The organism is Pseudomonas sp. LTJR-52, from assembly GCF_003691465.1.
Classification (GTDB): Bacteria; Pseudomonadota; Gammaproteobacteria; order Pseudomonadales; family Pseudomonadaceae; genus Chryseomonas; species Chryseomonas luteola.
This window is the reverse complement of the sequence record NZ_CP033105.1, coordinates 920,820-944,327: the sequence shown is the minus strand read 5'-3', so window position 1 is coordinate 944,327 and position 23,508 is coordinate 920,820. Positions and strand designations below refer to the sequence as shown.

Annotated in this window: 20 protein-coding genes; 7 read left to right on the top strand and 13 right to left on the bottom strand. The window is 55.4% G+C overall.

Features of this window, described 5'->3' with window-relative positions; genetic code table 11:
- Positions 1 to 9: 9 nt before the first annotated feature.
- The 10 genes from EAW52_RS04310 to EAW52_RS04265 all read right to left on the bottom strand — a co-directional run bounded on the left by EAW52_RS04310 (position 10) and on the right by EAW52_RS04265 (position 12,728).
- Positions 10 to 531, bottom strand: coding sequence for a DUF3237 domain-containing protein (locus EAW52_RS04310; RefSeq protein WP_122041533.1), 522 nt, complete (start codon positions 529 to 531; stop codon positions 10 to 12).
- Entirely contained in the window at positions 528 to 2,426 is a 1,899-nt protein-coding gene (locus EAW52_RS04305; RefSeq protein ID WP_256680732.1) for a feruloyl-CoA synthase, read from the bottom strand. The genes EAW52_RS04310 and EAW52_RS04305 overlap by 4 nt, the downstream gene beginning before the upstream one ends.
- Positions 2,427 to 2,549: 123 nt before the next feature.
- Positions 2,550 to 4,001: an aldehyde dehydrogenase gene (locus EAW52_RS04300; RefSeq protein WP_122044717.1), complete on the bottom strand. Its 1,452-nt coding sequence runs from the start codon at positions 3,999 to 4,001 to the stop codon at positions 2,550 to 2,552.
- A 108-nt stretch (positions 4,002 to 4,109) separates the two neighbouring features.
- The gene (locus EAW52_RS04295; protein WP_122041531.1) at positions 4,110 to 4,940 is read right to left on the bottom strand and encodes a p-hydroxycinnamoyl CoA hydratase/lyase; all 831 of its coding nucleotides are present in this window, start codon (positions 4,938 to 4,940) and stop codon (positions 4,110 to 4,112) included.
- A gap of 103 nt (positions 4,941 to 5,043) precedes the next feature.
- A complete protein-coding gene (locus EAW52_RS04290; RefSeq protein WP_122041530.1) occupies positions 5,044 to 5,676 on the bottom strand; it encodes a DUF3237 domain-containing protein in 633 nt (210 codons plus the stop codon).
- A gap of 9 nt (positions 5,677 to 5,685) precedes the next feature.
- A complete protein-coding gene (mhpT, locus tag EAW52_RS04285; RefSeq protein WP_122041529.1) occupies positions 5,686 to 6,933 on the bottom strand; it encodes a 3-(3-hydroxy-phenyl)propionate transporter MhpT in 1,248 nt (415 codons plus the stop codon).
- Positions 6,934 to 6,961: 28 nt separating this feature from the next.
- Entirely contained in the window at positions 6,962 to 8,419 is a 1,458-nt protein-coding gene (locus tag EAW52_RS04280; RefSeq protein ID WP_122041528.1) for an alginate export family protein, read from the bottom strand.
- A gap of 453 nt (positions 8,420 to 8,872) precedes the next feature.
- Entirely contained in the window at positions 8,873 to 10,015 is a 1,143-nt protein-coding gene (locus tag EAW52_RS04275; RefSeq protein ID WP_122041527.1) for a polysaccharide lyase family 1 protein, read from the bottom strand.
- A 260-nt stretch (positions 10,016 to 10,275) separates the two neighbouring features.
- Complete coding sequence (locus EAW52_RS04270) at positions 10,276 to 11,415, bottom strand: polysaccharide lyase family 1 protein (RefSeq protein WP_122041526.1); 1,140 nt, start codon at positions 11,413 to 11,415, stop codon at positions 10,276 to 10,278.
- A 167-nt stretch (positions 11,416 to 11,582) separates the two neighbouring features.
- Entirely contained in the window at positions 11,583 to 12,728 is a 1,146-nt protein-coding gene (locus EAW52_RS04265) for a polysaccharide lyase family 1 protein (protein ID WP_122041525.1), read from the bottom strand.
- A gap of 472 nt (positions 12,729 to 13,200) precedes the next feature.
- Here EAW52_RS04265 and EAW52_RS04260 point away from each other — a divergent pair, with 472 nt between their 5' ends.
- Both EAW52_RS04260 and rtcA read left to right on the top strand, forming a co-directional pair.
- A complete protein-coding gene (locus EAW52_RS04260; RefSeq protein ID WP_122041524.1) occupies positions 13,201 to 14,421 on the top strand; it encodes an RtcB family protein in 1,221 nt (406 codons plus the stop codon).
- A gap of 58 nt (positions 14,422 to 14,479) precedes the next feature.
- Entirely contained in the window at positions 14,480 to 15,499 is a 1,020-nt protein-coding gene (gene rtcA, locus EAW52_RS04255) for an RNA 3'-terminal phosphate cyclase (RefSeq protein WP_122041523.1), read from the top strand.
- Positions 15,500 to 15,551: 52 nt separating this feature from the next.
- Here rtcA and EAW52_RS04250 read toward each other — a convergent pair whose 3' ends face one another.
- Positions 15,552 to 16,085, bottom strand: coding sequence for an ankyrin repeat domain-containing protein (locus tag EAW52_RS04250; RefSeq protein ID WP_122041522.1), 534 nt, complete (start codon positions 16,083 to 16,085; stop codon positions 15,552 to 15,554).
- Between the two features lie 198 nt (positions 16,086 to 16,283).
- Positions 16,284 to 17,171 carry a manganese catalase family protein gene (locus EAW52_RS04245; protein ID WP_010795923.1) on the bottom strand — a complete coding sequence of 296 codons (888 nt, stop codon included), beginning with the start codon at positions 17,169 to 17,171 and terminating at the stop codon, positions 16,284 to 16,286.
- A gap of 719 nt (positions 17,172 to 17,890) precedes the next feature.
- Between EAW52_RS04245 and EAW52_RS04240 the strand changes: the two genes are divergently transcribed.
- The 4 genes from EAW52_RS04240 to EAW52_RS04225 all read left to right on the top strand — a co-directional run bounded on the left by EAW52_RS04240 (position 17,891) and on the right by EAW52_RS04225 (position 20,278).
- Positions 17,891 to 18,562: a CsgG/HfaB family protein gene (locus EAW52_RS04240; protein WP_122041521.1), complete on the top strand. Its 672-nt coding sequence runs from the start codon at positions 17,891 to 17,893 to the stop codon at positions 18,560 to 18,562.
- Positions 18,563 to 18,585: 23 nt separating this feature from the next.
- Positions 18,586 to 18,945: a DUF4810 domain-containing protein gene (locus tag EAW52_RS04235; RefSeq protein WP_074821817.1), complete on the top strand. Its 360-nt coding sequence runs from the start codon at positions 18,586 to 18,588 to the stop codon at positions 18,943 to 18,945.
- Positions 18,946 to 18,955: 10 nt separating this feature from the next.
- On the top strand, positions 18,956 to 19,633 hold the full coding sequence (locus EAW52_RS04230; RefSeq protein ID WP_122041520.1) for a DUF799 domain-containing protein: 678 nt from the start codon (positions 18,956 to 18,958) through the stop codon (positions 19,631 to 19,633).
- A 96-nt stretch (positions 19,634 to 19,729) separates the two neighbouring features.
- Positions 19,730 to 20,278, top strand: a complete 549-nt coding sequence (locus tag EAW52_RS04225; protein WP_122041519.1) for an RNA 2'-phosphotransferase — start codon at positions 19,730 to 19,732, stop codon at positions 20,276 to 20,278.
- A 55-nt stretch (positions 20,279 to 20,333) separates the two neighbouring features.
- Here the strand turns inward: EAW52_RS04225 and rtcR are convergent, their stop codons facing one another.
- A complete protein-coding gene (rtcR, locus tag EAW52_RS04220) occupies positions 20,334 to 21,941 on the bottom strand; it encodes an RNA repair transcriptional activator RtcR (RefSeq protein ID WP_122041518.1) in 1,608 nt (535 codons plus the stop codon).
- 387 nt (positions 21,942 to 22,328) lie between these two features.
- Between rtcR and EAW52_RS04215 the strand changes: the two genes are divergently transcribed.
- The gene (locus EAW52_RS04215) at positions 22,329 to 23,084 is read left to right on the top strand and encodes an outer membrane beta-barrel protein (RefSeq protein ID WP_122041517.1); all 756 of its coding nucleotides are present in this window, start codon (positions 22,329 to 22,331) and stop codon (positions 23,082 to 23,084) included.
- Positions 23,085 to 23,508: the final 424 nt, after the last annotated feature.

The window sequence follows — 23,508 nt, the reverse complement described above, 5'->3', positions numbered from 1 at the left end:
GGCAGTTTCCTATTTGAGGCGGTACACGCGAATCAGTACGGCATTGCGCTGCAAGGGTGCCCTTTCGACGGTTCCGGCATAAACGTAGCGATTCAACCAGCCGTAAGGGCCGTCCGGAGCGGTAATGGTTAGTGTGGAGAAGGCGTAGGGCTTGGTATCCAGCTCGTGGATCAGGGCCTGATTGTGGATCGTCAGGATCGCGCCATCATGGGTGCGCATCTCATACAAGGCATCGAGCTGCTGGACGCCATCGGCACGGACCAGCTGCCGATCCGCCCCGCCCGGCAAGACCTTGCCACGCAGCCTGGGACCAACGAAACGTCCGCCGGTAATCGGTACGATGCGACGCTCCCCCAGGGGGCCTTTACCCAGGGACACGGTATCGGCAATCTCCACGGTCGCCTCGTAAACCAGCTCCGTCTGGGGAGCCACACCGGTGGCCGCTTGGGCAGTGGTCATCATCGATAACAGCATCCATCCGGTGACGAGTCCCATCACGGTACGCGCCTTGATCCCCACAGAATTGTTCATCGCGCTGCCTCCATCGCCTCGAAACGAACAACCGAGGCGTCATTGCCCTGGCAGATTGTCTTGATCCGATCCGCTCGCCACTGCAACACGGCGCGCTGGTTGATCGAACCCTTGTCCGTAATTTCACCTCGATCGATAGAGGGCGGCTCATCGAGCAGGCAGGCCCATTCCACCCGGCTGGCACTGCCGGTTGCCTCTCGATTGAGCCGCCTGAGCAGCCCGGCAAGCCAGGCGCGTACTGAAGGTGAGGCCAGCACATTGGCGGACGAGGCATCATCACCCAGGCCGGACAAGGCTCGGCACTCAGGCAGACGGGGAAAGATCAGCAGGCCAAGACAGTCGTGGTCCGGGCCGACAATGACCGCATCTTGCACATAGGGCGCGCCTTCCAGCACCACGCGTGTGCGTAACGGCCCCACGCTGACAAACACACCGGACGATAGCTTGAAGTCTTCGGCGATCCGCCCATCGAACATCAGCCCCAGGTGCGGCTGCTGCGGGTCCGCAAACTTGAGCGCATCGCCGGTACAGTAGAAGCCTTCTTCGTCAAAGGCCTGGGCGTTGTGCTCTGGTGAGCGCCAATAGCCCGGCATCACGTGCGGTCCGCGAAAGCGTGCCTCGAGCTTGCCATCCACCGGCACCAGCTTGACCTCACAGCCCGGCGCCGGTAGCCCGACATAGCCTGCCATGGACAGTGGCCCGGTAGTAAAGGTGCAGGACGGCGCCGTTTCGGTCATGCCAAGCCCGGCCATCATGCGGATACGCTCGCCGCAATGCCGCTCCGCTACACGATCCAGACGGTCCCAGACACTTTGGGAAAGTCCTGCGGCGGCAAAGAAGAACAATTTTATTTTGGCAAAAAATCGCTCGCGCAACTCAGGATCATTTTCCAGCGCAGTGACTAATTCCTCCCAGCCCTTTGGCACCGTTAGATAAGCCGTAGGCGATATCTCCCTTAGATTGCGCAAGGTTTCGGCCATGCCTTGTGGCGTAGGCTTGCCCTCATCCAGGTAGAAGCTGCCACCGTTATAAAGCACGATGCCGATGTTATGACTGCCGCCAAAGGTATGATTCCACGGCAACCAGTCCACCAGTACAGGGGGCTCCTCGCCAAAGGTGGGAAAGGTTTGCAGCAGCATCTGCTGATTGGCGCAGAGCATTTGCTGAGTAGTGACTACCGCCTTTGGCAGCTTGGTAGAGCCGGAGGTGAAGAGAAACTTGGCAATGCTGTCCGGCCCTGTGGCCTCAAAAGCCGCATCCGCCTCGGCGCCGCCGGGCTGGGCGAGCAACTCCTCGAACGCAATACAGAGCCGCCCGTCAAGATCACCCCGCGTCAGGATCACGGGCACCTCCGCAGGCACACGCGCCTCGATGGCGCGGCGGTACAGCTCACCGTCACAGGCGAACACCATGCCAGGATCAAGCAGATCGATTACATGCTTGAGCTTGCCCAGATCCTGGGAAAGCAGCGAATACCCTGGTGAGACCGGGCAATAGGGAATACCTGCATAGAGCGCGCCCATGCACAGCTGAAAATGTTCAAGATCGTTCCCGGACAGGATGACCAATGGGCGCTCGGCAGAAAGCCCAAACCCCAGCAGGGTCTGTGCGATGGCACGTGCGCGCTGGAGCATGTCGGCGTAGGTGATGTGCCGCCACTCCCCGCCCTGTTCACGTGCCGCTACAAAGGTTTGATCGGGCCGTACCTTGGCCCAATGGACCAGGCGATCAAGCAAACGCTGCGGTAACGGCGCTAGGGGTTCCAGAGCCTGCATGCGGATAGTGCCATTCTGCTCATGGCGGATGTCTACGGCCGGATGGCCGATCGACACCGAACGGTATCGGGGCTTGGCCGCACCGACCTTTTCAATGCACAGCTCGGACTCGCAGTTCACGTCGCATACCTCCTGTTGGCACGCAGGGGGCCGAGCACGACTGAATTCGCGCATCAAGCCCCATGCATGGCCAGCCTGTTTCAGGCCGGTGTTGTCATTGTTGTTGTCAGGAATAGCGTGGGTTCAGATGGGATAATGTCGGGGCGTTGTCTGGAGCGTAATCCAGCGCAGCTGGGTAAAATGCTCGACCGAAGCCGCCGAGCCAAAACTGCCATAGCCGCTGCCTTTCACACCGCCGAACGGCATCTGGGCTTCGTCATGCACTGTCGGCCCATTGATATGGCAGATGCCGGACTCGATCCGCTGAGCCAGCCCCAGAGCGCGGTTCACGTCGCGGCTGAACACGGCGGCAGACAGGCCATACTCGGAGTCGTTGGCCACGTGCAGCGCCTCTTCGTCATCCTTTACCCGAATGACTGACACCATCGGGCCAAAGGACTCTTCGCGGTAAAGCTTCATGTCGGGCGTTACGCCATCGATCACAGTGGCCTGCATCAGGCAGCCATTGATCTCTCCGCCTGCCGCCAGACGCGCGCCCTTGGTCAGGGCGTCATCCATCAGGGTTTGCAGGCGCTCGGCCGGGGCCCGGTCGATCAATGCCCCCAGGACCGAGGTGCTGGCCTGCGGGTCGCCTGCAAGCAGCGTTCTGGCCTTGTCGGCCAGCTTGCTCACGAACGTATCGGCAATGGACTCGTGCACGATTAGCCGCTCGGTCGACATACAGATTTGACCTTGGTTGAAGAAAGCACCAAAGGCAGCAGCCTCTACCGCAGCATCCAGGTCCGCATCGTCCAGCACCAGAAGCGGCGCCTTGCCGCCCAGCTCCAGCACCGCCGGGGTGAGATGGCGCGCTGCCAGCTCCCCGATAATCTTGCCTACTCTTGTGGAGCCCGTGAAATTGACGCGGCGTACCGCCGGGTTTGCAATCAGTCGCTCGACGATAGCCGGCGCATCCTCTGGTACGTTGTGGATAACGTTAATCACTCCGTCACCCAGCCCGGCTTCATGAAGCACATCACCGATCAGGGCATGCACGGCCGGGCACAGTTCGGAGGCTTTTAGCACTACGGTATTGCCGCAGGCCAGCGGCATGGCGATCGCACGGGTCGCCAGGATGACCGGCGCATTCCATGGTGCGATGCCGACGACCACGCCACAGGGCTGGCGCACCGCCATGGCCATCGAGCCCGGCAGATCGGAAGGGATGATCTGTCCGGTGATCTGGGTTGTCATGCAGGCCGCCTCACGCAGGATGCCGGCGGCCAGATGGACATTGAAGCCATACCAGTTGGGCATGGCGCCCGTCTCGCCTTGTCCAGCCGCCACGAACTGATCCGCGCGACTGGCCATGAGTTCAGCAGCCTTGAGCAAGCGTGTCCGGCGCTCATTAGGGCCCAGCGCCGCCCAGGCCGGGAACGCTGCCTGGGCCGCCGCGACAGCAGCATCAGCGTCTTCAAGGCTGGCTGCGGCTGCGCGAGTGACGGCTTGCTCGGTCAGCGGATTGCGACGCTCGAACTGACGCCCATTGGAAGCCTGCACGTGACGGCCACCAATCAGCAGGGAAACCTCGTACATGATGCGATCCTCGTTTTTGTAATTGTCAGGAACTGCACATAACAGCATACGTCCGAACGCCCGCCTGGGCAGCTCAGTGGCTACACAGGCGCAAGGGTATCCGGCGTTTTAACGACGGTAGGTTTGCAGACCCGGCTTGATGCTTTTCTCATCGAGGAACTGCTTCATGCCTTCTTCACGGCCATGCTCGGGATCGCGCAGGCGAGCCTGGTCAAGCTTGGCGTACAGGTAGTCTTCGTTCTGCTCCCAGTTGAGTTCACGGCAGCGCTTGAAGCCGATCTTGGCCGCGCGCAGCACGACAGGATTCTTTTCGAGTAGCTCACGCGCCAGGGTAACTGTTTCTTCACGCAGTTGAGCCAGCGGCACACTCTTGTTGACCAGCCCCATCTGAGCGGCTTTTACACCATCAAACGTGCGGCCGGTCATGATGTAATAAAGGGATTCACGATGGCCTACGGTGTCCGCCATGGCTTTGCTGACCAAATTGCCGGGCGGGATACCCCAGTTGACTTCGGAGAGACCAAACGTGGCCTCATCGGCGGCAATGGCCAGATCACACGCCACCAGCGGGCTGAAGCCACCGCCAAAGCACCAACCGTTAACCATGGCGATAGTAGGCTTGCTGTACATGCGCAACAGCTTCCACTGCCACTCAGAGGCTTCACGACGGATCTTTTCCTGAAGGATTTCGGGCCCTGCATCTACCTCGCGGAAGTATTCCTTGAGGTCCATGCCTGCGGTCCAGGCGTCACCTGCGCCGGTTAATACCAATACACCCGCATCGGCATCCTGCTCCAGTGTCTCCAGAATCTCGCGCATTTCCCGATTCAGCGTCGGGCTCATGGCATTGCGCTTTTCGGGACGATTAAGGGTCACCCAAGCAATGCCCTCTTCGACCTTTACCTCTACCGTTTTCCAGCGACCTTCGTAATTGCTCATGGCGGAACCCTTGTTGTTGTGCTTCTTGTGAGTCCAAGCTAAGGCAGAAAAATAGTTATGTCAATTAACTATTTTTAGCTTTTTACAATTATTTATGCCCCTCCTATGCCGCCAAGATCCGGTCTCCTATAGGCATGTTTTGAGGCGTCATCCAAATAGTTAATCCAATCAACCACTTGAGAAGATAGGCGTCATACACCACAGCCTTGCCCAGGCGCATGGCACTGCCAACGCCGATGGCCCGATTGAGCCAGTCATACTTCTCGGCGCTGGTTTCAAATGTCATCGTGACCTTGAAAAAGTATTTGCTCGGATCGACAGGCTTTCCGGCGGCCACATCCTTCATCACCTCTGGCGGACCGTAGCGGTACCCCTTGGTTTGCAGGTAAACAAGCGCGCCGTCATCGGTCTTGAGCAGATAGCGTGTATCGATGATGGCCAGCCCATCGTCGGTCACGACCTGCCAATCTGCGCCGTTGTTAAGAATTTCCCCCTTAAACGATGGCCCCTCGAAGTGGCCACCGGTAATCGGGATGATTCGGCGCTTGCCCAGCTCGCTCGTCTTGCCAAGCTCCCAGACAGGCGCCGTCAGATCGACCTCAAACCGGGCCAATCTTTCCAACCCAAGCGGCGGCGGATCAAAGGCAGGTTTTTCCCGCGCTTCCTCTGCCTGCGAGACGCCTGACAGTAACGTGCTAGCCGTCAACAAGGCGGCTATCCATAGGGATCTGAACATGGTTTCTCCTTAATGAGCCGGTTCACCTGCCAGCACACCTGTGCTGACCGGCTTGGCGGCCTGTCGGTTGAGTAGGCAGAGCACAGACGCCGCAGCGATCAGCACGCCGGGGGCTGTTGCGATGACCAGGGTCGATGCCGCGCCGCCCATGGCCAGTACCTGACCGGCCAGGAGCGGACCGGCCATGGCGCCTAATCGTCCGATCGCCACGGCTGAGCCCACCCCGGTCGCTCGTACGGCCGCCGGATACACCAGAGGCGCCAGCGCATACAGCACCAACTGGCCGCCCACTACAAAGAGGCCCGCCAGGAATCCCGCCATGATGACTCCGGCAAAGCTGCTCGAAAGCCCAAGCCCCGCGAGTCCGGCCAAGATACCGGCGTAGATGGCGACCACGACGATTCGAGGCTTCCAGCGGTCCATCAGCAGACCGAACAGGACCGAGCCGATACCGCCACCGATATTAAACAGGATCTGAACCGTCACGGCCTGGCTGCGGCTGAACCCTTGCCCAACCAGCAGCGATGGCAGCCAGTTGAGCAGCATGTACATCACCGTCAGGGTAAAAAAGTAGCTGACCCACAGCATCAGCGTGGTGGATGCCCTTACCTGATAAAAGAGGCCATCCCAAGTGCGAATGGACTGCTCGGTTGCCCGGGCCGCCTGCCGGCTTTTGACGAACGCCGATGACTCCATCAGATACACGCCCAGCAGGGGCGCCACCAGAAGCGGCGCAAAGCCTCCTACATAAAATACCGTCCGCCAGCCCAGCCCGGTCTCCAGCAGACCAACAATGGCCGCCAGCGCACCACCCAGTGGTACACCGCAATACATCAGGCTTACCGCTGTATTGCGGGCACGCTCGCCGGCCGACTCGGAGGACAGGGCAATCAGGTTGGGTAACGCCCCACCCAGCCCGATGCCGGTCATGAAGCGTGCGATCAACAGGCTCTGCATATCCCAGACATGAGCGCTGGCCAGCGAAAAGAGACCAAACAGTACAACCGAGGCAATCAGCACCTTTTTGCGCCCGATCCGATCGGCGCACCAACCTCCTAAAAAGGCCCCCGGTAGCAAGCCCAGAATGCTGGCACTAAAGACCAGCCCCATCTGCGCCGGCTTGAAGCCAAACGCGGCAGCCATACTGGGCGCTGCGATGCCCATGGCCTGCAGATCCATTCCCTCCAGCAGAGCCACCACAAAGCACAATCCTATGGTCAGGCGTGTACGGGCATCAGCCATCTCGAGCGTAGTCATAGCGAAACCTCCTCATGGGTCAGGCGCATCAGAAACGGAACGTTGTTGAAACCATGCCGAAATGGGTATCCGAGCCATCGGCCTGCCGCACGGCCTTACCCGCCTGGAAATAGCTGTATTCCAGGTCCACGGTCAGGTTGGCGGTCGGTAGCCAGCGCAGATTGTTGCGGAACAGGTTGCCTGTCTTGGGCGATGAGCTGTTGGGGGTTCCCGGCACATAGGACATGCCCGGCAGATAAACGCCATCGCGGGTGCTTTCACGCCAGACGGCAAAGGCACCGGCTTCCAGCTGCAGGTACTCGCGTGGGGCGAATGTCAGCAGCGGGCCGATCAGATACATGTTCGAAAGGGTGGTCAGTCCCGAATCTCCATAAAAACCATTCTTGGGAAACAGCGGGTCGAACGTGCCAACCTTGTCATCACCAAAGCGGTCATCACCGCTGGCGGCATCGAAACGCACCGCCAATCGTGGCTTCCAGGGCTGCCTGAAGGTATATCCCGTCTCGCTGCTGATACCCCAGGCACGAATACGCGCCCCTTCCAGATGACCACCTTGGTAGGCCAGATCCCACGACCAGTCCCAACCGGCCTGCTTGCCAAACAGCCGCACGCCTCCGGTGTAGCGCTTTTCGCTTCCAGTCAGCCCATCCAGGGTGCGCTCGTTGGTTTCCAGGCCAAATCCGTATACATCCATTTTCAGGATGGCTGTCAGCGGTAGCGTGCCGTACAACCCATAAAACTTGACGTTATTGTTGGAGCCATCATCAAAGCTGTCTTCGCCTGTCTCGACGGGACGCAAGCCAAAGGCATCGAGCTTGTAGCCGCCGGGACGGGAATAGCTCAGGCGTACCCCATCGAAATTGAGCCGGATATTGCGTGCATCACGGTAGGTAACAAACGCCTGGTTGCCGTAACCCAGCTCTTGGCGCCCTACCCGCGTCATCAGCCGCCCGCCCAGGGTATTGGTATTGATGTCAATAAAGGCCTGATGCAGCTCCGTCCTGCTCTGGTCATACGGCCCGTAAAGCGCCTTGCTCCAGGCCCGGGTGTTTTCCAGCTGGACGAACGCACGGACTTGGTCATCCAAGAGATGCAGATCACCATGGACCTGAAGCCGTTGCTGAATGTAGGAATCCTTGTTCACACCACGCAGCCCAAAGACGGGGTTATTGATGGTATCCGCACGGTAGCGCGCTTCCGCACCAAACTGGACCCAGGCCGAATCGGACAGCCGCTGATAACGGAGCGGATCAAAAAAGTCGCTCCGCTTGGACGCATCGTCCAGAAACCGATAGTCCTCCGCCCAGCGAGGCGGCCCGGGTGGTAGAGGACGTGCTTTTTCCAGAGCATTATCGAGCGGCGCAGGACGCGACTGCTCCAGTACCACCGAAGGGGCAGCCTGAGCCGCCAGGGAAACTCCGGATAACGCAACAGCAAGGCATGAGGGCGCCAGCGCGCCGGCACGCCAGGAAAGCGATAAGGACATGACCGATACCTGTTTATTGTTGTTGTGGATCAGTGCTGGGAAACGAAAGGTCTTGGTCAGCCGGAGAGCAGCGACACGTCGTTAACGTGCCGAGGTAGCCGAAAAACGGTATGAATACGGAAGGTGAATAACGCAGGGTAAGCGGGTGAATCGGTACGAATGAACATAGACTAGCCCCATATTGTTTTTATTATTAACTTTTGGATGAATGCCGTTGGCTTCATCTCTATGTGCTTGCCTTCTGGATACTTGACGTCAGCCTGCCTACCGTCAAGACATTAACGGTCTTAACGATCGATTATAGAACGTTATAATTATTAACTATTTAGATGGCTAAGCATGCAAATGGATGTATCGCGCGCAAAGCAGCATGCCAGACAGGAAGGGATAGAAAAGGCGAGAAGATAGGCAAAAAACCGCCACCCCCTTAAAGGCAGATGGCGGTCAGACGGGTCAGAAACTGATCTTGCCTGCGCCAGCCTCGGAAGGCACCTTGGAGGCCACGAGGGAAGCCGCCATCTTGGTGTACTTGTAAGGGGGCGTCCAACCGATATTGGAATCCCATGAGCATTTCATGGAAACGCCATTGATCAGCGAGCCGGCGTCCTTGTAGACAGAGCCGCCATTCTTGGCGGTGATCTTGTCACAACTGCTAATGCCGCTGATGTTGAAGGCATTGGCCTCGGACAGGATAGCCGATGATTTGCCTACTCCATGGGCGGAGTAGAACGGATAGACCGCGTCCTTTGTGTTACCTGTGTGCAGGTTGTTGTACAGGTGAACCTGACCAAACCGTACACGCGGCGCACGCTGCGTAACGTTCTCGAAAACCGAGTTATGGATAGTGACCTTCAACTTGCCCTTGTCGGTCGAGCTGGCACTGTCGCTGGAGCCGATCAGGATGTTCTTGTCGTGCAGCTTGAACACGGTGTTGGAGATGGTGACGTAGTTGGCGCCCTTCTTCACGTCCAGCGCCCCGTCATGATGCTGCACATGGCGACCCTTCTTGATCTCGCTCGGATCATCAGGGCGGCTACCGTCGGTAAACGTCATATGGTCGATCCAGACGTTACTCGCGCCGTGCACCGTGACGCCGTCGTACTCGGAGTTCCAGTTACCGGCATCGCCATCATCCGGATCGAAAACCGGCGTGGGGTCCCACGGATTTTCGATGGTCAGGTTGCGCATGATCACGTTGTTCTCCTTGATCATGAAAAACCCGTTGACGATCTGCGCAGTAGAGCCCAGGCCCACAATCGTGGTGTTACCAGGCACAACCAGCTCAGCGCGCTTTTTCATCTCGCTGGTACTGGTATAGGCCTTGCCTTCACTGATATCGATCTTGCCAGAGACCTTGATAATGCGGCTGCTGGCCGAGGCCTTCAACGCGTTCTTCAGGTCATTGGCGGTGCGTACGGTATAGATATTGGCGGAGGCTGCAGCTGCGCCACCCTTGGTTCCCCCGTTTTGCGTAGCCCAGCCTGTACTGGCCGCTTCACGCATATCCGCTGCAAAGGTGCTAGCGGCCGCGGTCAACAGCACCACGCCTGCGCCCAGTAAAGCCGGCTTCTTGAGCGAGCCTGATTTCATGGTCATGTACACGTCCTTACTTTTTAGTGTCTGTAACGCGCACGCAGGCTCAACGCAAATGAGTTTCACTGCAATAATGTCATATTGGAATTTTTAGATTTCTAAAGATAGCTCTCACCCAAAATGAGTAGCGTCTCTGCTTTCCTCTGTCGACGCGTCGAGGTTCCATAACATGCAGGCCGATAAACGACGCACAACGGCCTGTGTGGTAGACAAGAAACCCCTCTAGCAAAAGCACCAGAGGGGCCAGAATCGTCAGCACTCAATCAGAAACTGATTTTGCCTGCGCCAGCAGAAGACTGAACGCTGGAAGCTACCAGCGAAGCGGCCATCTTGGTGTACTTGTAAGGGGGCGTCCAACCAATATTGGCGTCCCAGGAGCAGGTCATCGTGGCGCCGTTGATCAATGAACCAACGTCCTTGTAGACAGAGCCGCCGTTCTGCGCAGTGACCTTGTCGCAGCTGCTAATACCACTGATGTTGAAAGCATTGGCCTCGGACAGAATCGCTGAAGACTTGCCGACACCATGGGCCGAGTAGAACGGGTAGACGGGATCCTTCGTATTGCCGGCATGCAGGTTGTTGTACAGATGTACCTGCCCGAAACGCACACGTGGGGCACGCTGAGAAACGTTTTCGAAGATCGAATTATGAATGGTGACTTTGAGCTTTCCGCTGTCCGTCGAGCTGGCGCTATCACTGGAGCCGATCAGGATATTCTTGTCGTGCAGCTTGAAGATGGTATGGGAGATGGTCACGTAGTTCGCGCCCTTCTTCACATCCAGCGCACCGTCGTGATGCTGTACATGCCGCCCGTTCTTGATCTCGTTTGGATCATCCGGACGGCTGCCATCGGTAAAGGTCAGATGATCAATCCAGACATTATTGGCCCCTTCGATGGTGACGCCATCGAACTCCGAGTTCCAGTTACCCAGACTACCATCATCCGGATCCCAGACCGGCACAGGGTCCCACGGGTTCTCGATAGTCAGGTTGCGCATGATCACGTTGTTCTCCTTGATCATGAAAAACCCGTTAACGATCTGCGCAGTAGAGCCCAGGCCCACAATGGTCGTGTTAGCCGGTACGTTCAGTTGTGCGCGGCTTTTCATGTCGCTGGTCGTGGTGTAGGCCTTGCCGTCACTAATATCAATCTTGCCGGAGACCTTGATGATACGGCTGCTGGCGGAGGCTTTCAGCGCATTCTTGAGCTCTGTTGCATTGCGTACGGTGTAGACATTAACCGACGCCGCCGCCGCGCCCCCTTTCGTACCGCCATTCTGCGTAGCCCAGCCGGTACTGGCGGCTTCCAGTACGTCGGCGGCAAAGCTGCTTGAGGTCATGACAGACATCAACAGACCCGCGCTCAACGTTAATACCTTGAGTTGCCCACACTTCATCTTCATCTTGTTTTTCCTACGTTGGGTTCACTGCTACTCATCTATAAATCTAAATACCGGCATATTGCTATTAGGCTGAGCAAAGACATCTTCGAGAAACACCTGAGCCATAACGCTCAGGCATTTAATGTTCAAAAGGATGTTTAAAGCCAATCGAGACGAACGCTGGCTCGCTAGAAGTTAATCCTGCCTGCACCGGCTCTTACAGGCACGGCAAGCGGTACGAGTGAAGCTGGTAATTTGGTGTATCGATACGGCGGAGCCCAACCGATATTCGGATCCCACGAGCAGGTCATTTTCCGACCATTGATAAGCGAACCGACATCCTTGTAAACCGTGCCACCCCAATTGGCCGTTACCTGGTCACACCCACTGATACCGGAAATCGCGAAGACATTAGCTTCCGAGAGAATGGCGGAGGACTTACCTACTCCGTGGGCGTAAACAAAGGGATAAACAGCGTCCTTGGTGCTACCAAGATGAAGGTTGTTGTACAGATGCACCTGCCCGAACCGTACCCGTGGTGCGCGCTGGCCTACATCCTGAAAAACGGAATTATGGATAGTGACTTTCAGCTTGCCGCTATCTGTATCCGCGCGGTTATCGCTGTTACCGATCAGGATGTTCTTGTCGTGCAGTTTGAATACGGTATTGGATACAGTGACGTAGTTCGCACCCAACACTACATCAAGAGCGCCGTCGTGGTGTTGGATATGAACACCATTGCCGATCTCATTCGGATCGTCCAGGCGCCCGCCGTCCGTAAAGGTCAGATGATCGAGCCAGACGTTACTGGCACCGCTGATCGTGACGCCATCGAACTCCGAATTCCAGTTACCCAGATCACCGTCATCCGGATCCCAGGTAGGCGAAGGGTCCCAGGCATTTTCGATTATGAGATTACGCATGATCACGTTGTTCTGCTTGATCATGAAGAACCCATCCACAATACCGGCCTGCTTGCCCAAACCAATAATGGTCGTATTACCCGGAACATTCAGTAGGCCGCGTTCGGCCATGTCGCTCGTACTGGTAAAGGGTTTCCCGTCACTGATATCGATCGTTCCGACAATCTTGATGATGCGCCCACTGCTTGCAGCGTTTGCACTTAGCGCCTGTTTGAGCTCAGTGGCAGAACGTACAGTATAGATATCGGTTCCCATGGCGGCAGAGCCTCCGCGTGTACCACCGTTCTGGGTTGCCCAGCCGGACGTCGCCACTTCGCGCATATGGGCTGCCAGACTGCTCGTGCTGACTGCCAGCAACAACACGCCTGCCACCCATGTAGACCTAGCCTGCAGAATAGACTTAGTTGTCATACCAGCTTCCTGTTTTTATTAGTATGGAATTGCCGCTTACAACAAAATTACGCAATAAAACCTTAGATGTTGCTCTAGACGATAGTTATATGCTGTATGTCGTCATACCACAATAGTCCATCTTAATTTCTCGTAAAGCAACTGCCTGAGATAAGTTTTATCGACAGCTGGTCGGCTGATGAACGAACAGAGGCGTCATCTCAAGATGCCGGATGACTAAATCATGAGACGTAAAATAGAGGGAAGCCATGGCTATATAAATGTATAGGGTGATAGATAAAAATATTGTAAATCGGAAGAGACCAAGCAGTCCCCTCTCAAAAAAATTTCACTAAAAATCTTAAATTTCAATAACTTAAAGTTAAAGACAAGCGTTTTTAAAACAATGGCACGCCCTCTGCTATACCCAGGGATATGAAGGTTGCAGCGTGTTTGCCTGCATCTCACAGACAACCCATGGAGTAGCGTAGAAATGGACAAGCAGAACTATCAGCTTCTTGAAGTAGCCAACGGCAAGCCTATCAAGATGTGGACCGAAGGCGTCCCGGTCGAAGGCGATGCCAAACAGCAACTGATGAATACAGCCAAGATGCCGTTCATCTTCAAACATCTGGCAGTAATGCCGGATGTCCACCTGGGTAAAGGCTCTACTATCGGTAGCGTTATCCCAACTGTAGGTGCCATCATCCCTGCGGCGGTGGGCGTCGACATCGGCTGCGGCATGATTGCGGCGCGGACGTCCCTGATGGCTTCAGACCTGCCCGATAACCTGCAACCGCTACGCAGCGCCATCGAAAAGGCCGTCCCCCATGGCAAGACTTTTGGCCGCCGCGACCAGGGTGCCTGGCAGAACGTACCTGATATGGCCGATCATGCCTGGTCCAGCCTGGCCAAGCGTTTCAAGGCCATTACCGATAAATACCCGAAACTGGAAAAGACCAACAACCGCAACCACCTGGGTACCCTAGGTACCGGGAACCATTTTATCGAGGTTTGCCTGGACGAAGCCCAGCGGGTCTGGTTCATGCTGCATAGCGGCTCGCGCGGGGTAGGTAATGCCATCGGGAACCTGTTCATTGAGCTGGCAAAAAAAAACATGCAACAGCACATTGCCAATCTTCCCGATAAAGACTTGGCGTACTTCGAGGAGGGCAGCAAGCACTACAACGATTATGTCGAGGCTGTCGCCTGGGCGCAGGATTTTGCCAAACAGAACCGCGCCCTGATGATGCACGCAGTGATCGATGCGGCCCGAAAGGTCATCACCAAGCCGTTTGAGGCAAACCTGGAAGCGGTCAACTGCCACCATAACTACGTGCAGAAAGAACAGCATTTCGGTCAGGAGGTACTGATTACCCGCAAAGGGGCGGTATCAGCCAAGAAGGGCGAATTGGGCATCATTCCCGGCTCCATGGGTGCCAAGAGCTTTATCGTTCGCGGCCTGGGCAATGAGGAGTCATTCTGCTCCTGCAGCCATGGCGCTGGACGAATCATGAGCCGGACCAAGGCCAAGAACCTGTTTACGGTCGAGGACCAGGTACGCGCCACCGCACATGTGGAATGCCGAAAGGATGCCAACGTCATCGATGAGATCCCGATGGCCTATAAAGACATCGACCGTGTAATGGAAGCCCAGCGCAGCTTGGTGGAAGTGGTGCATACCCTGCGTCAGGTGGTATGCGTCAAAGGCTGATCAGCCTTACTGGACGAATGAAAGCAGACTGAACTGCATGATAAAGAAGGTTTTAACCATGGAAGAACTACAATTAGACGGGTCGATCGGCGGTGGTCAGATCCTGCGTAGCGCCTTGAGCCTGTCCATGATCACCGGACAGCCGTTCAGTATCATCAATATTCGTGCGAAGCGGAGCCGCCCTGGCCTGCTTCGCCAGCACCTGACGGCCGTGCAAGCGTCCGCCGCGATATGCGATGCGACGCTTGAGGGTGCAGAGCTGGGCTCGCTGAGCCTGCGTTTTCAGCCTGGCGCAATCAAGGGTGGTAATTATGAATTTATCATCAGTACAGCAGGCAGCTGTGTACTTGTCCTGCAGACCGTGTTGCCTGCCCTGCTCAAGGCACCTGCTCCCAGTCGCCTGAGACTGAAAGGCGGAACGCACAATCCTGCTGCACCACCAGTCGACTTCCTGCAAAAAGCATGGCTACCGTTACTGAAACGGATGGGCGCCCATATAGAGCTGGACCTCATCCGTCATGGCTTTGCTCCTGCGGGTGGAGGTGAGATGACGGTAGTGATCCAACCCAGCAGGTTGAGTCCGCTGATATTGGAGGACCGTGGTCAATTGGTCAGCCAGCAGGCGCAAGCGCTTCTGGCAGGCCTGCCCGAGTCGATAGGCACGCGCGAGCTGAACCAAGTAACACAACGTTTGGGCTGGTCTCAGGACAACCTGCATACCGTTCAGCTACAGAAGGCGCAGGGGCCTGGAAATGTAGTGCTAATCGAGCAACAGTACGAGGCGGTTACCGAGGTGTTCGCTGCGTTCGGGCAAAGCCGCGTCAGGGCAGAACAAGTCGCCAATCACGCCATTGATGAACTGCTCGCCTTTGAGCACAGCGGTGCTGCCGTAGGCGAACATCTCGCGGACCAGCTCTTGCTCCCTCTAGTGTTGGCAGGCAGCGGCCGCTTTACCTGCCTGCATGCGTCTGAGCATTTGCTTAGCAACGCCGAAGTCATCCAGCGGTTCTGCCCGGTCCGCATTGTGATCGAACCCTTGAGCGGTGACTGCTATCAGGTACGGTTAGAGTCACACTAGGCCCGAAACCAAAAAAGGCGCCTGACAGGCGCCTTTTTCATAAACAGGCTGCCTACTTTTGCAGCTCTTGAATTCGTTCCAGCAACACAACCGTTTCAGGCGCGCCCATACGTTGTGCAGCTGCAAGAGGCGTTACACCGTTAGCATCCTGGGCGTTAATATTGGCGCCTTTTTCGATCAGGTATTCGGCGATTTCGGCCCGATTGAACATCGCAGCCATCATCAGTGCGGTCTTGCCATCCGGGGACACACCTTCCACATCGGCACCCTGCTCAACCAACAGCTTTACCATTGGCAGATTGCCCTTGAAAGCTGCACCCGCAATAGGACTCTGGCCGTTATCGTTGCAGATATTCGGGTCAGCGCCATGATCGAGCAATGTACGTACCGCATCGAGCTGTCCATGGTAGCTGGCCAGCATTAGCAGTGTGTCACCTTTGCTGGTGCGTAAGTTGGGGGGCAGCCCCTTGTCCAGCAGCTTGCCCAATGTGACTGCATCGCCACTGCGCGCCAAATCGAGTACTTGATGGGCGAACTCAATCGCCTGGTCTTCGGAAAGTTGTGCGTCGCGGTTTTCTTCAGTCATCTCGCTTCCTTGATATGCGGTAATAACAGTGCCGTTGATTGCGACTGCGTTCCGCCATTTTAATTCGTCCTGATGAGTGCCGGGGTGAAGAACGTATCTATCGGCTCACGCAAGGTTTTACATAAGAACCCTGCATGGCAGGGTGTGGTGTCAGACCACAGCCAAGCCATGCACGGGTAATCATCTGGCAGAAAAGCGTCAGACTTCTTTCTTCTGCGTAGCCATACCAGAGCCCAGATCAGCCCCAGTCAGAGGGTTGCTGGCCGGATCGGACGCCGTGCGCTTGACCATCTGCTCGACCACTTTCATGTCTTTGGCAGGCAGATTGACAGTAGCCAAGCCATCACCGCCATCAACAGCAGGTTGCGGGCTTTCTACGTATTCCCACTCGCCACCCTGGTTCCAAGGACCACGCATATCGCCTTCGCCCTGGGACATACTGAAGTACACGTTGGCGAATTCCGGCTTGCCTGGCAGCTTGCCCTGAGGGAAGTTGGGCTGCATGGAGTGCAGAGCTTTCTCGAAGGACTTCTGGTGAGCGATTTCGCGCGTCATCAGGAACTGTAAGGCATCTTTCACGCCTACGTCGTCAGTGAGGTTGATCAGGCGCTCATACACAATCTTCGCACGCGCTTCGGCGGCGATGTTGGAGCGCAGGTCAGCAGTCGGCTCAGTGATGGTATCGATATAAGCTGCTGTCCACGGTACACCTGCAGAGTTGGTAAGCGGTGCGCCGCCACCGTACAGAACAGATGTAATGTGAGAATCGTTACCCGCTCCGGTGATGCTACGGTACAACTCGGCTTCTTCTTCGATGCCTTCGGCCAGTTGGCCTTTGTTGCCCTTGTTCAACATACCGACGATGGAGCCAATAATTTCCAGGTGGCTAAGCTCTTCGGTCGCGATATCCATCAGCATATCTTTACGACCTGCATCGTCTTCGGCCAGACCCTGGGTGAAATAGCGCATCGCAGCCGCGAGTTCGCCTTGAGGACCGCCAAACTGCTCAAGCATTAGATTGGCCAGGCCCGGGTTGGGACCAGCTACACGAACGGTATACTGAAGTCGTTTGTTATGAACGAACATACAGCTCTCCTATCCAGATTTAATCACGCTGTCCTTATCCCACTACTTCCTTTTTGATTTTGATAACACCAATGGTGTAGGAGCCTGCTTAACGACGTCATGTACAGGCTCTGTAGAAGTGGAGGCAGTTTGGCTCCAGATAGTTCAGAGCAGGCGACCATTAGCCTGAATGCTTTTATCTATCAAGCTAATTAGAAAGTCTTATTGAGCAAACGCAGCGAAGCGGCTTTAGGCCAGTATTTTCGGAGCCTGCAAGGCGTTTCCGTGTCATTACAAGCAGGCTTTAAATGGCGCTTTTCATCCTTTAGTTATCTCTGCCGCTGGTCGGCTAAAAATCTTTCCCTACCTTGTGACTCACTCGTTCGAAAACAGACCTATCAGTCACTGATTGAGACAAACCTTTCACGGCTTCTCCTATTGCTGCTCCGTCTATGACTTCATCTGCTCCATTCGTCGAAGCACAACCTAATATGATTTAAGAAGATTGATAGACTTCACAAATTCACTTCTCTAGCAGGATGCTAATCAGCCAAGGATTGGTCAGGTTTCTTGATTCTCGATTGCCGCTTATCCTTGGGCAATTCCAGCGAATACATCCCTACCTCTCTTTCTTCGTTGCATACGGCAAACGCTAGAGCAGTGTGATCTGCTCGCCTACGGTTATTACTACGCACAGACGGAGTGACGGTAATAGCCTCAACTTCAGTAAAGAGAAGTACATGAAAAAGAAGGTTTTGATTGCAAGCGCCATTAGCTTTTCGGCTCTAATGTCTGGCTGCGCAACCGAAGAATCCCGGACCCTGGAAGTTGCCAAGGTGACCTCCGCTCAAAGTGTCTACCAAGGCGTACGCCAGCCTGTTTCCGTAGGTAAATTCGACAACCGCTCAAGCTATATGCGGGGCTTGTTTTCAGATGGTGTCGATCGTCTCGGCGGTCAAGCTAAAACCATTCTGGTGACCCACCTTCAGCAGTCCAACCGGTTCAATGTACTGGACCGTGACAACATGAGTGAAATAGCGCAGGAAAGTGCCCTCTCGAAAAAGGGCCAGCAGCTGCGTGGTGCTGATTATGTAGTTACCGGCGACGTAACAGAATTTGGCCGCAAGGAAGTAGGCGACCAACAGCTCTTTGGCATTCTTGGTCGCGCCAAATCACAAATTGCCTATGCCAAGGTCAACCTCAATATCGTCAATGTTCGTACGTCCGAAGTGGTTTACTCAACCCAGGGTGCCGGTGAGTACAGCCTGTCCAACCGGGAAGTGGTTGGCTTTGGCGGGACAGCCAGTTACGACTCGACGCTGAACGGCAAGGTACTGGACCTGGCCATTCGCGAAGCAGTCAACCGCCTGGTTGAAGGGATTGATAGCGGTGCCTGGAAGCCCGTGCAATAAGCTTTACGTTCTAAGGAATGGATATGAAAAGCGTTTTACAGCCCTGCGCTGCATTGTTGTCGCTTACCTTGATCGCGCTGTTGAGCGGCTGCGCTGAACAGCCCAAATCGCTTTATTACTGGCCTGGCTATCAGGATCAGGTGTATCAGCACTTCACCAAAGAAACCGGCCCTGAACAGCAAATCATCGCGATGGAGGCCGGTTTGCAACAAGCCCGCTCCAAAGGCCTAACGCCTGCGCCTGGTTATCACGCACAGCTAGGCATGCTCTACGCCGAAGTAGGCAAAATGGATCAGGTCCGCCAGCAATTTGAAACTGAAAAGACCTTGTTTCCAGAGTCCACTGCGTACATGGACTTCCTGATGCGCAACTTCAAGAAGTAGGAGCTATCCCATGCGCAGTTTTTATCTCAAAGCGTTGTTTATCCTGTCTGCTTTCGGCTTGCTGGCAGGTTGCGCTAACCAGCAGCAGCCCTATGACTACACGGCCTTTAAGGAAAGCAAACCGGCTTCCATTGTCATTCTGCCGCCCGTAAACAAGTCGCCCGATGTGAAGGCGACATACAGCGTACTTTCACAGCTGACCTACCCTCTGGCCGAAGCCGGTTATTACGTTTTACCTGTCGCCCTCGTGGATGAAACCTTCAAGGAAAATGGCCTGCTAACCCCTGACGAAATGCAGGCGGCACCGCCTGCCAAGCTTCGTGAAATCTTTGGCGCAGATGCTGCCATGTATGTAGAGGTCAGCCGCTATGGCAGTACATATGCCATCATCAGCAGTGAGACGGTTGTAACGGCTTCCGCCAAACTCGTCGATTTGCGCAGCGGCAAATTGCTTTGGCAAGGTGCAGCAAGCGCAAGTACAGCTGAGCAGCAGCAGAACAGCGGTGGCGGTCTGATTGGTTTACTGATCACAGCCGCTATAAACCAGATTGCGAACTCGATCAGCGATAAAGGCCATGAAATTGCCGGAATCACTAGCCTTCGTTTGCTGTCGGCTGGCCGTCCCAACGGCATCCTGGTAGGCCCGCACTCGCCCAGCTACGGCCATGAGCCCATGGCAGGACGCTAGTCAGAGCCTCTTATTGGGCGGATTGCCAAGCAATACCGCCCAATGCCTGTATTACCCCGCCTACGCTGAAATACACGCAGCTGAATGGAGGACTCGATGAGCAATCAGAGGCTTATCGAAACGAGCAAATTTCTGAGTTACGTCCTTAGGCATGAACCTCAGGCAATCGGCATAGCGCTCGATAGCGAAGGTTGGGTTGAGATCACCACGTTGATCGCAGGCGCAGCCAGACATGGCCGAGAACTCAACGAGCACCTGATACGAGAAGTTGTAGTTGGCAACGATAAAAAGCGCTTCAGCTTATCGCCCGACGGAACGCGTATACGGGCGGCTCAAGGTCACTCCACCTCACAGGTCACTCTTCAGCACATCCAAAAAGTACCGCCCGAACGCTTGTACCATGGTACAGCTGTCCGTTTTCTGGAATCGATACGAAAGAAAGGTTTGATTCCAGGCTCACGCCACCACGTTCATCTTTCTGATGATACCGATACTGCCATCAATGTCAGCAAACGTTATGGCCAGCCGGTAGTGCTGGTTATCAGAGCCCTGGATATGCATCAACAGGGCCATCGATTCTTTCAGGCTGACAATGGCGTCTGGCTGGTAGAGCATGTGCCTGCTGATTTTATTTCAGAGCCATGAGCACAGCTGGCTGACAGCATGCCTCACGGCTCATTTTGGGAAATACATGTCCGCTTCACGTCCCCTTTTTTACCTGCCCCCACTCCAAGCCGAACTTCGCCAGATATTTGCGTAACCGATCGGCATCGTTCGGCTGGGCCTTGGCCTGTCGTGAGACGCCGAACAGTCGACGCCCCGCGTCAGACAAGCTATCCGCCTGCTGGCAGATGCGGATGACAGACACGAGCTGCAGACGATCAAAGAGGTCCATTTCCTCGGCCCGCTCGCCCAGAAGCAGATCCAGCCCATCGCTTGACGACTGAAGCCCCCAGGCACGGCGCAGCCGGTCGGTCTCCTCCTGCACGTTTGCCTCATCGATTCGTCCGCTGTCCGCCAGAGTCGCCATGCGTGTAATGGAGGCGGATAGCTCGCGGAAGTTGCCGCTCCATGCAGCCTCGCTGGAAATGGCAAAATTCAGGTAACGACGTCGCGCTTCCAGATTGAAGCGCACCAGGCGTCCTTGCTCCCGAGCGTGACGCTCCAGCTCAAAGTCAATGTTGGGCTCAATGTCCTCTCGCCGCCCCGCCAACCCGGGTAAGTCGAACGTCCAGAGATTGATGCGGGCAAACAGATCTTCACGGAAAAGCCCTTCCGCTACGCGGCTGCGCAAGTCCCGATGCGTGCCCGCCATCAGTAGAAAATCACTGGTCACTTCTCTATCCGAGCCCAGCGGAAAGAAGCGCTTTTCCTCGACCGCCTTGAGCAACATGGCCTGCTCATCGAGGCCCAGTTCACCAATTTCATCCAGAAACAATACACCGCCGTCAGCCGCACGAAGTAGCCCTTCGCGCGCGCGCTGTGCGCCAGTGAAGGCCCCCCTTGCATGACCAAACAGGGTAGACATCGCACCGTCGCCCCTGAGCGTGGCACAGTTGACCTCGACAAAGCGTCCATCCACCTGATGTCGGCTGCGCTTGAGCTCATAAATGCGGCGCGCCAGAAAAGATTTGCCAGCCCCTGTAGGCCCTATTAGCAACAGAGGTGCCTTGGAACGTAAGGCGACGCGCTCGATCTGCTCGATGGTCCGGTTAAAGGCCATATTCCGTGTTGCAATGCCTGACTTGAGAAAGGCCAGACCCTCCAGGCGCTCATGCTGAAACCGGGTAGCGATACGGTCATAGCGAGACAGGTCAAGGTCGATCAGCGCATGGGTTCCTGATACCTCATTGCCTTCGTCACGACGCCTGGCGGGTGACGTTTGAATGAGTCTTGCAGGCAAGTAGCGGGCCTCGGTCAACAGAAACCAGCAGATCTGCGCGACATGTGTGCCCGTCGTGATATGCACGAGATAGTCCTCATGCTCGGTATCAAAGGCATAGCCCACCGCAAAGTCATGCAGTGCGCCATACACCTCTTCGAAATCCCAGGGATTACGTAGCGACAAGGCATGCAGGTGTACCTCGGTTTCCGGCGATACCTGATGGATATCTTCTCTCAGCCGCTCGGCAAGGTTCACATCTCGCGCATCAGTGCCATGAATCAGCTCAAGCCTGTGGACAAGCAGATCCTGCTGCTGGCATAGCCCAACCGTTGGACGCCATTTACTCCAGCGATTGGCGCCCTGGCCTACCCGATCCAGCGTCGAGCCGATAAAACCAATGGCAACTGTTCTTTTGCCTGACATCCCTATCTCGTCTATTAAGCGAAGTGACCAATACTAAACAGGTTCCGACCCTGGCATCTCAATGGATCAATCGGCCGGGCTTAGCAGAACTGACTCCAAGCCTATCAGGCACCCGTCGCTTCTGCGCAAAACAGGGCCATAACCTCCTGTCTCTCTTACTGCCGCGAAGCAGAGAAACCTGGAATGCTTCCTGCCGAATGCCACTCTCGTGTTACTTGCATCAAGGCACTATCGCTCCGGCGCTAGCGGTATAGAAGCACCGACATTCAGCCAGCTAATCAATAACCACCCATCAGTTAGCCAGCTAACAATTATTGTCATTAACCTAAATCTAAATTAAAGCGAACTTGACACGTAATGTTATAGCGTTGTGTTCAGGAGCATTTTATGACTATCAAAGCACGCAATCGCTGGATTCATTCTTCTATTTTTTCTGTATTGGCTGCCTTTTCTTTTCACGCTATGGCAGACACTAGCAGTCCTATTTCTACAGCCGGTATCACTGGCAGCTATGATCAGTACAAGCTGAAGTCCAACCTGGGCTCGCAAAATGGACATTTGCCTAAAGCTGGCGTGTTCTATAACTACGGCAACAAGATGACCGGCGGCGAAGGCCTTATCTATCAGGCAGGCGTTGAAGCCACGTTTGGCGAGAAGCACAGCAATCGCCTTAAGGAAGGTCGTGGCCAGGCTGATCTAGGCTGGAGAATGGCAATCGATAACCAGAATTATGTCGATGCGCTTGTCGGTGCAGGTTACGACTGGTCTCGCTATGAGCCTGATACCAGCGGCAATGATCTACGCCTGAGCGCGAAAGGGCCTTTCGCCAAGGCAGCCCTGGGTTATAACCATGCCTTCGACAACACCACCGTGCGTCTGGAAGGCGGTGTGCGTCGTCAGCTGAATGAGCGCGCCCGTTTGCATGTCCAGCATGAAGGCAGCGAAAGTGTAGATATCCATGACCGCACCAACCCTTATGCGGAGATGGATATGCTGTTCAACCAGAATGGCAAAGGTCTGCCGATTACAGCAGGTCTGTACTACGAGCACCACAAGGACAAGTTGAAGGATCGCCTGGCCTTGGCCGATAACGTCAAGCTCAAGCATGACGAATACGGTGCAAAAGTCGGCGTAGCGTTCTAACGCTTCAGTCCTCTTCTGGATGCTGACCATAGCGGTGGCATCCAGAAGGAAACGATACCGATCAACCACGTACTCTTTCTGTTCAACCTCAGCTTTCTTCACCCCCGGTATTCCGCTTCTCTCCGTTAGCCTCTCGCGCCATTCGTCGCGCGATTACCTTTAGTTAACGTTTTGCCGCTTGTGTTTGCACTTAAATGAACTGTCCGGTTCATGGCTAATATTCATTAATTATGTTGCTCTTTATAAGCGGCACTCTACTTGATTTTAATGTGTATGCAGCCATGCGTGTAACTGTACAGAGCAAATCATTTTGACATCAAAATAAATAGCAGAAACCTATTTAACCATACCATAAGTTAAATATTAACTATATCACCTTGATTATTAGCGCATATCGTCTAGTTTTTTGAACTTATAGAAACAC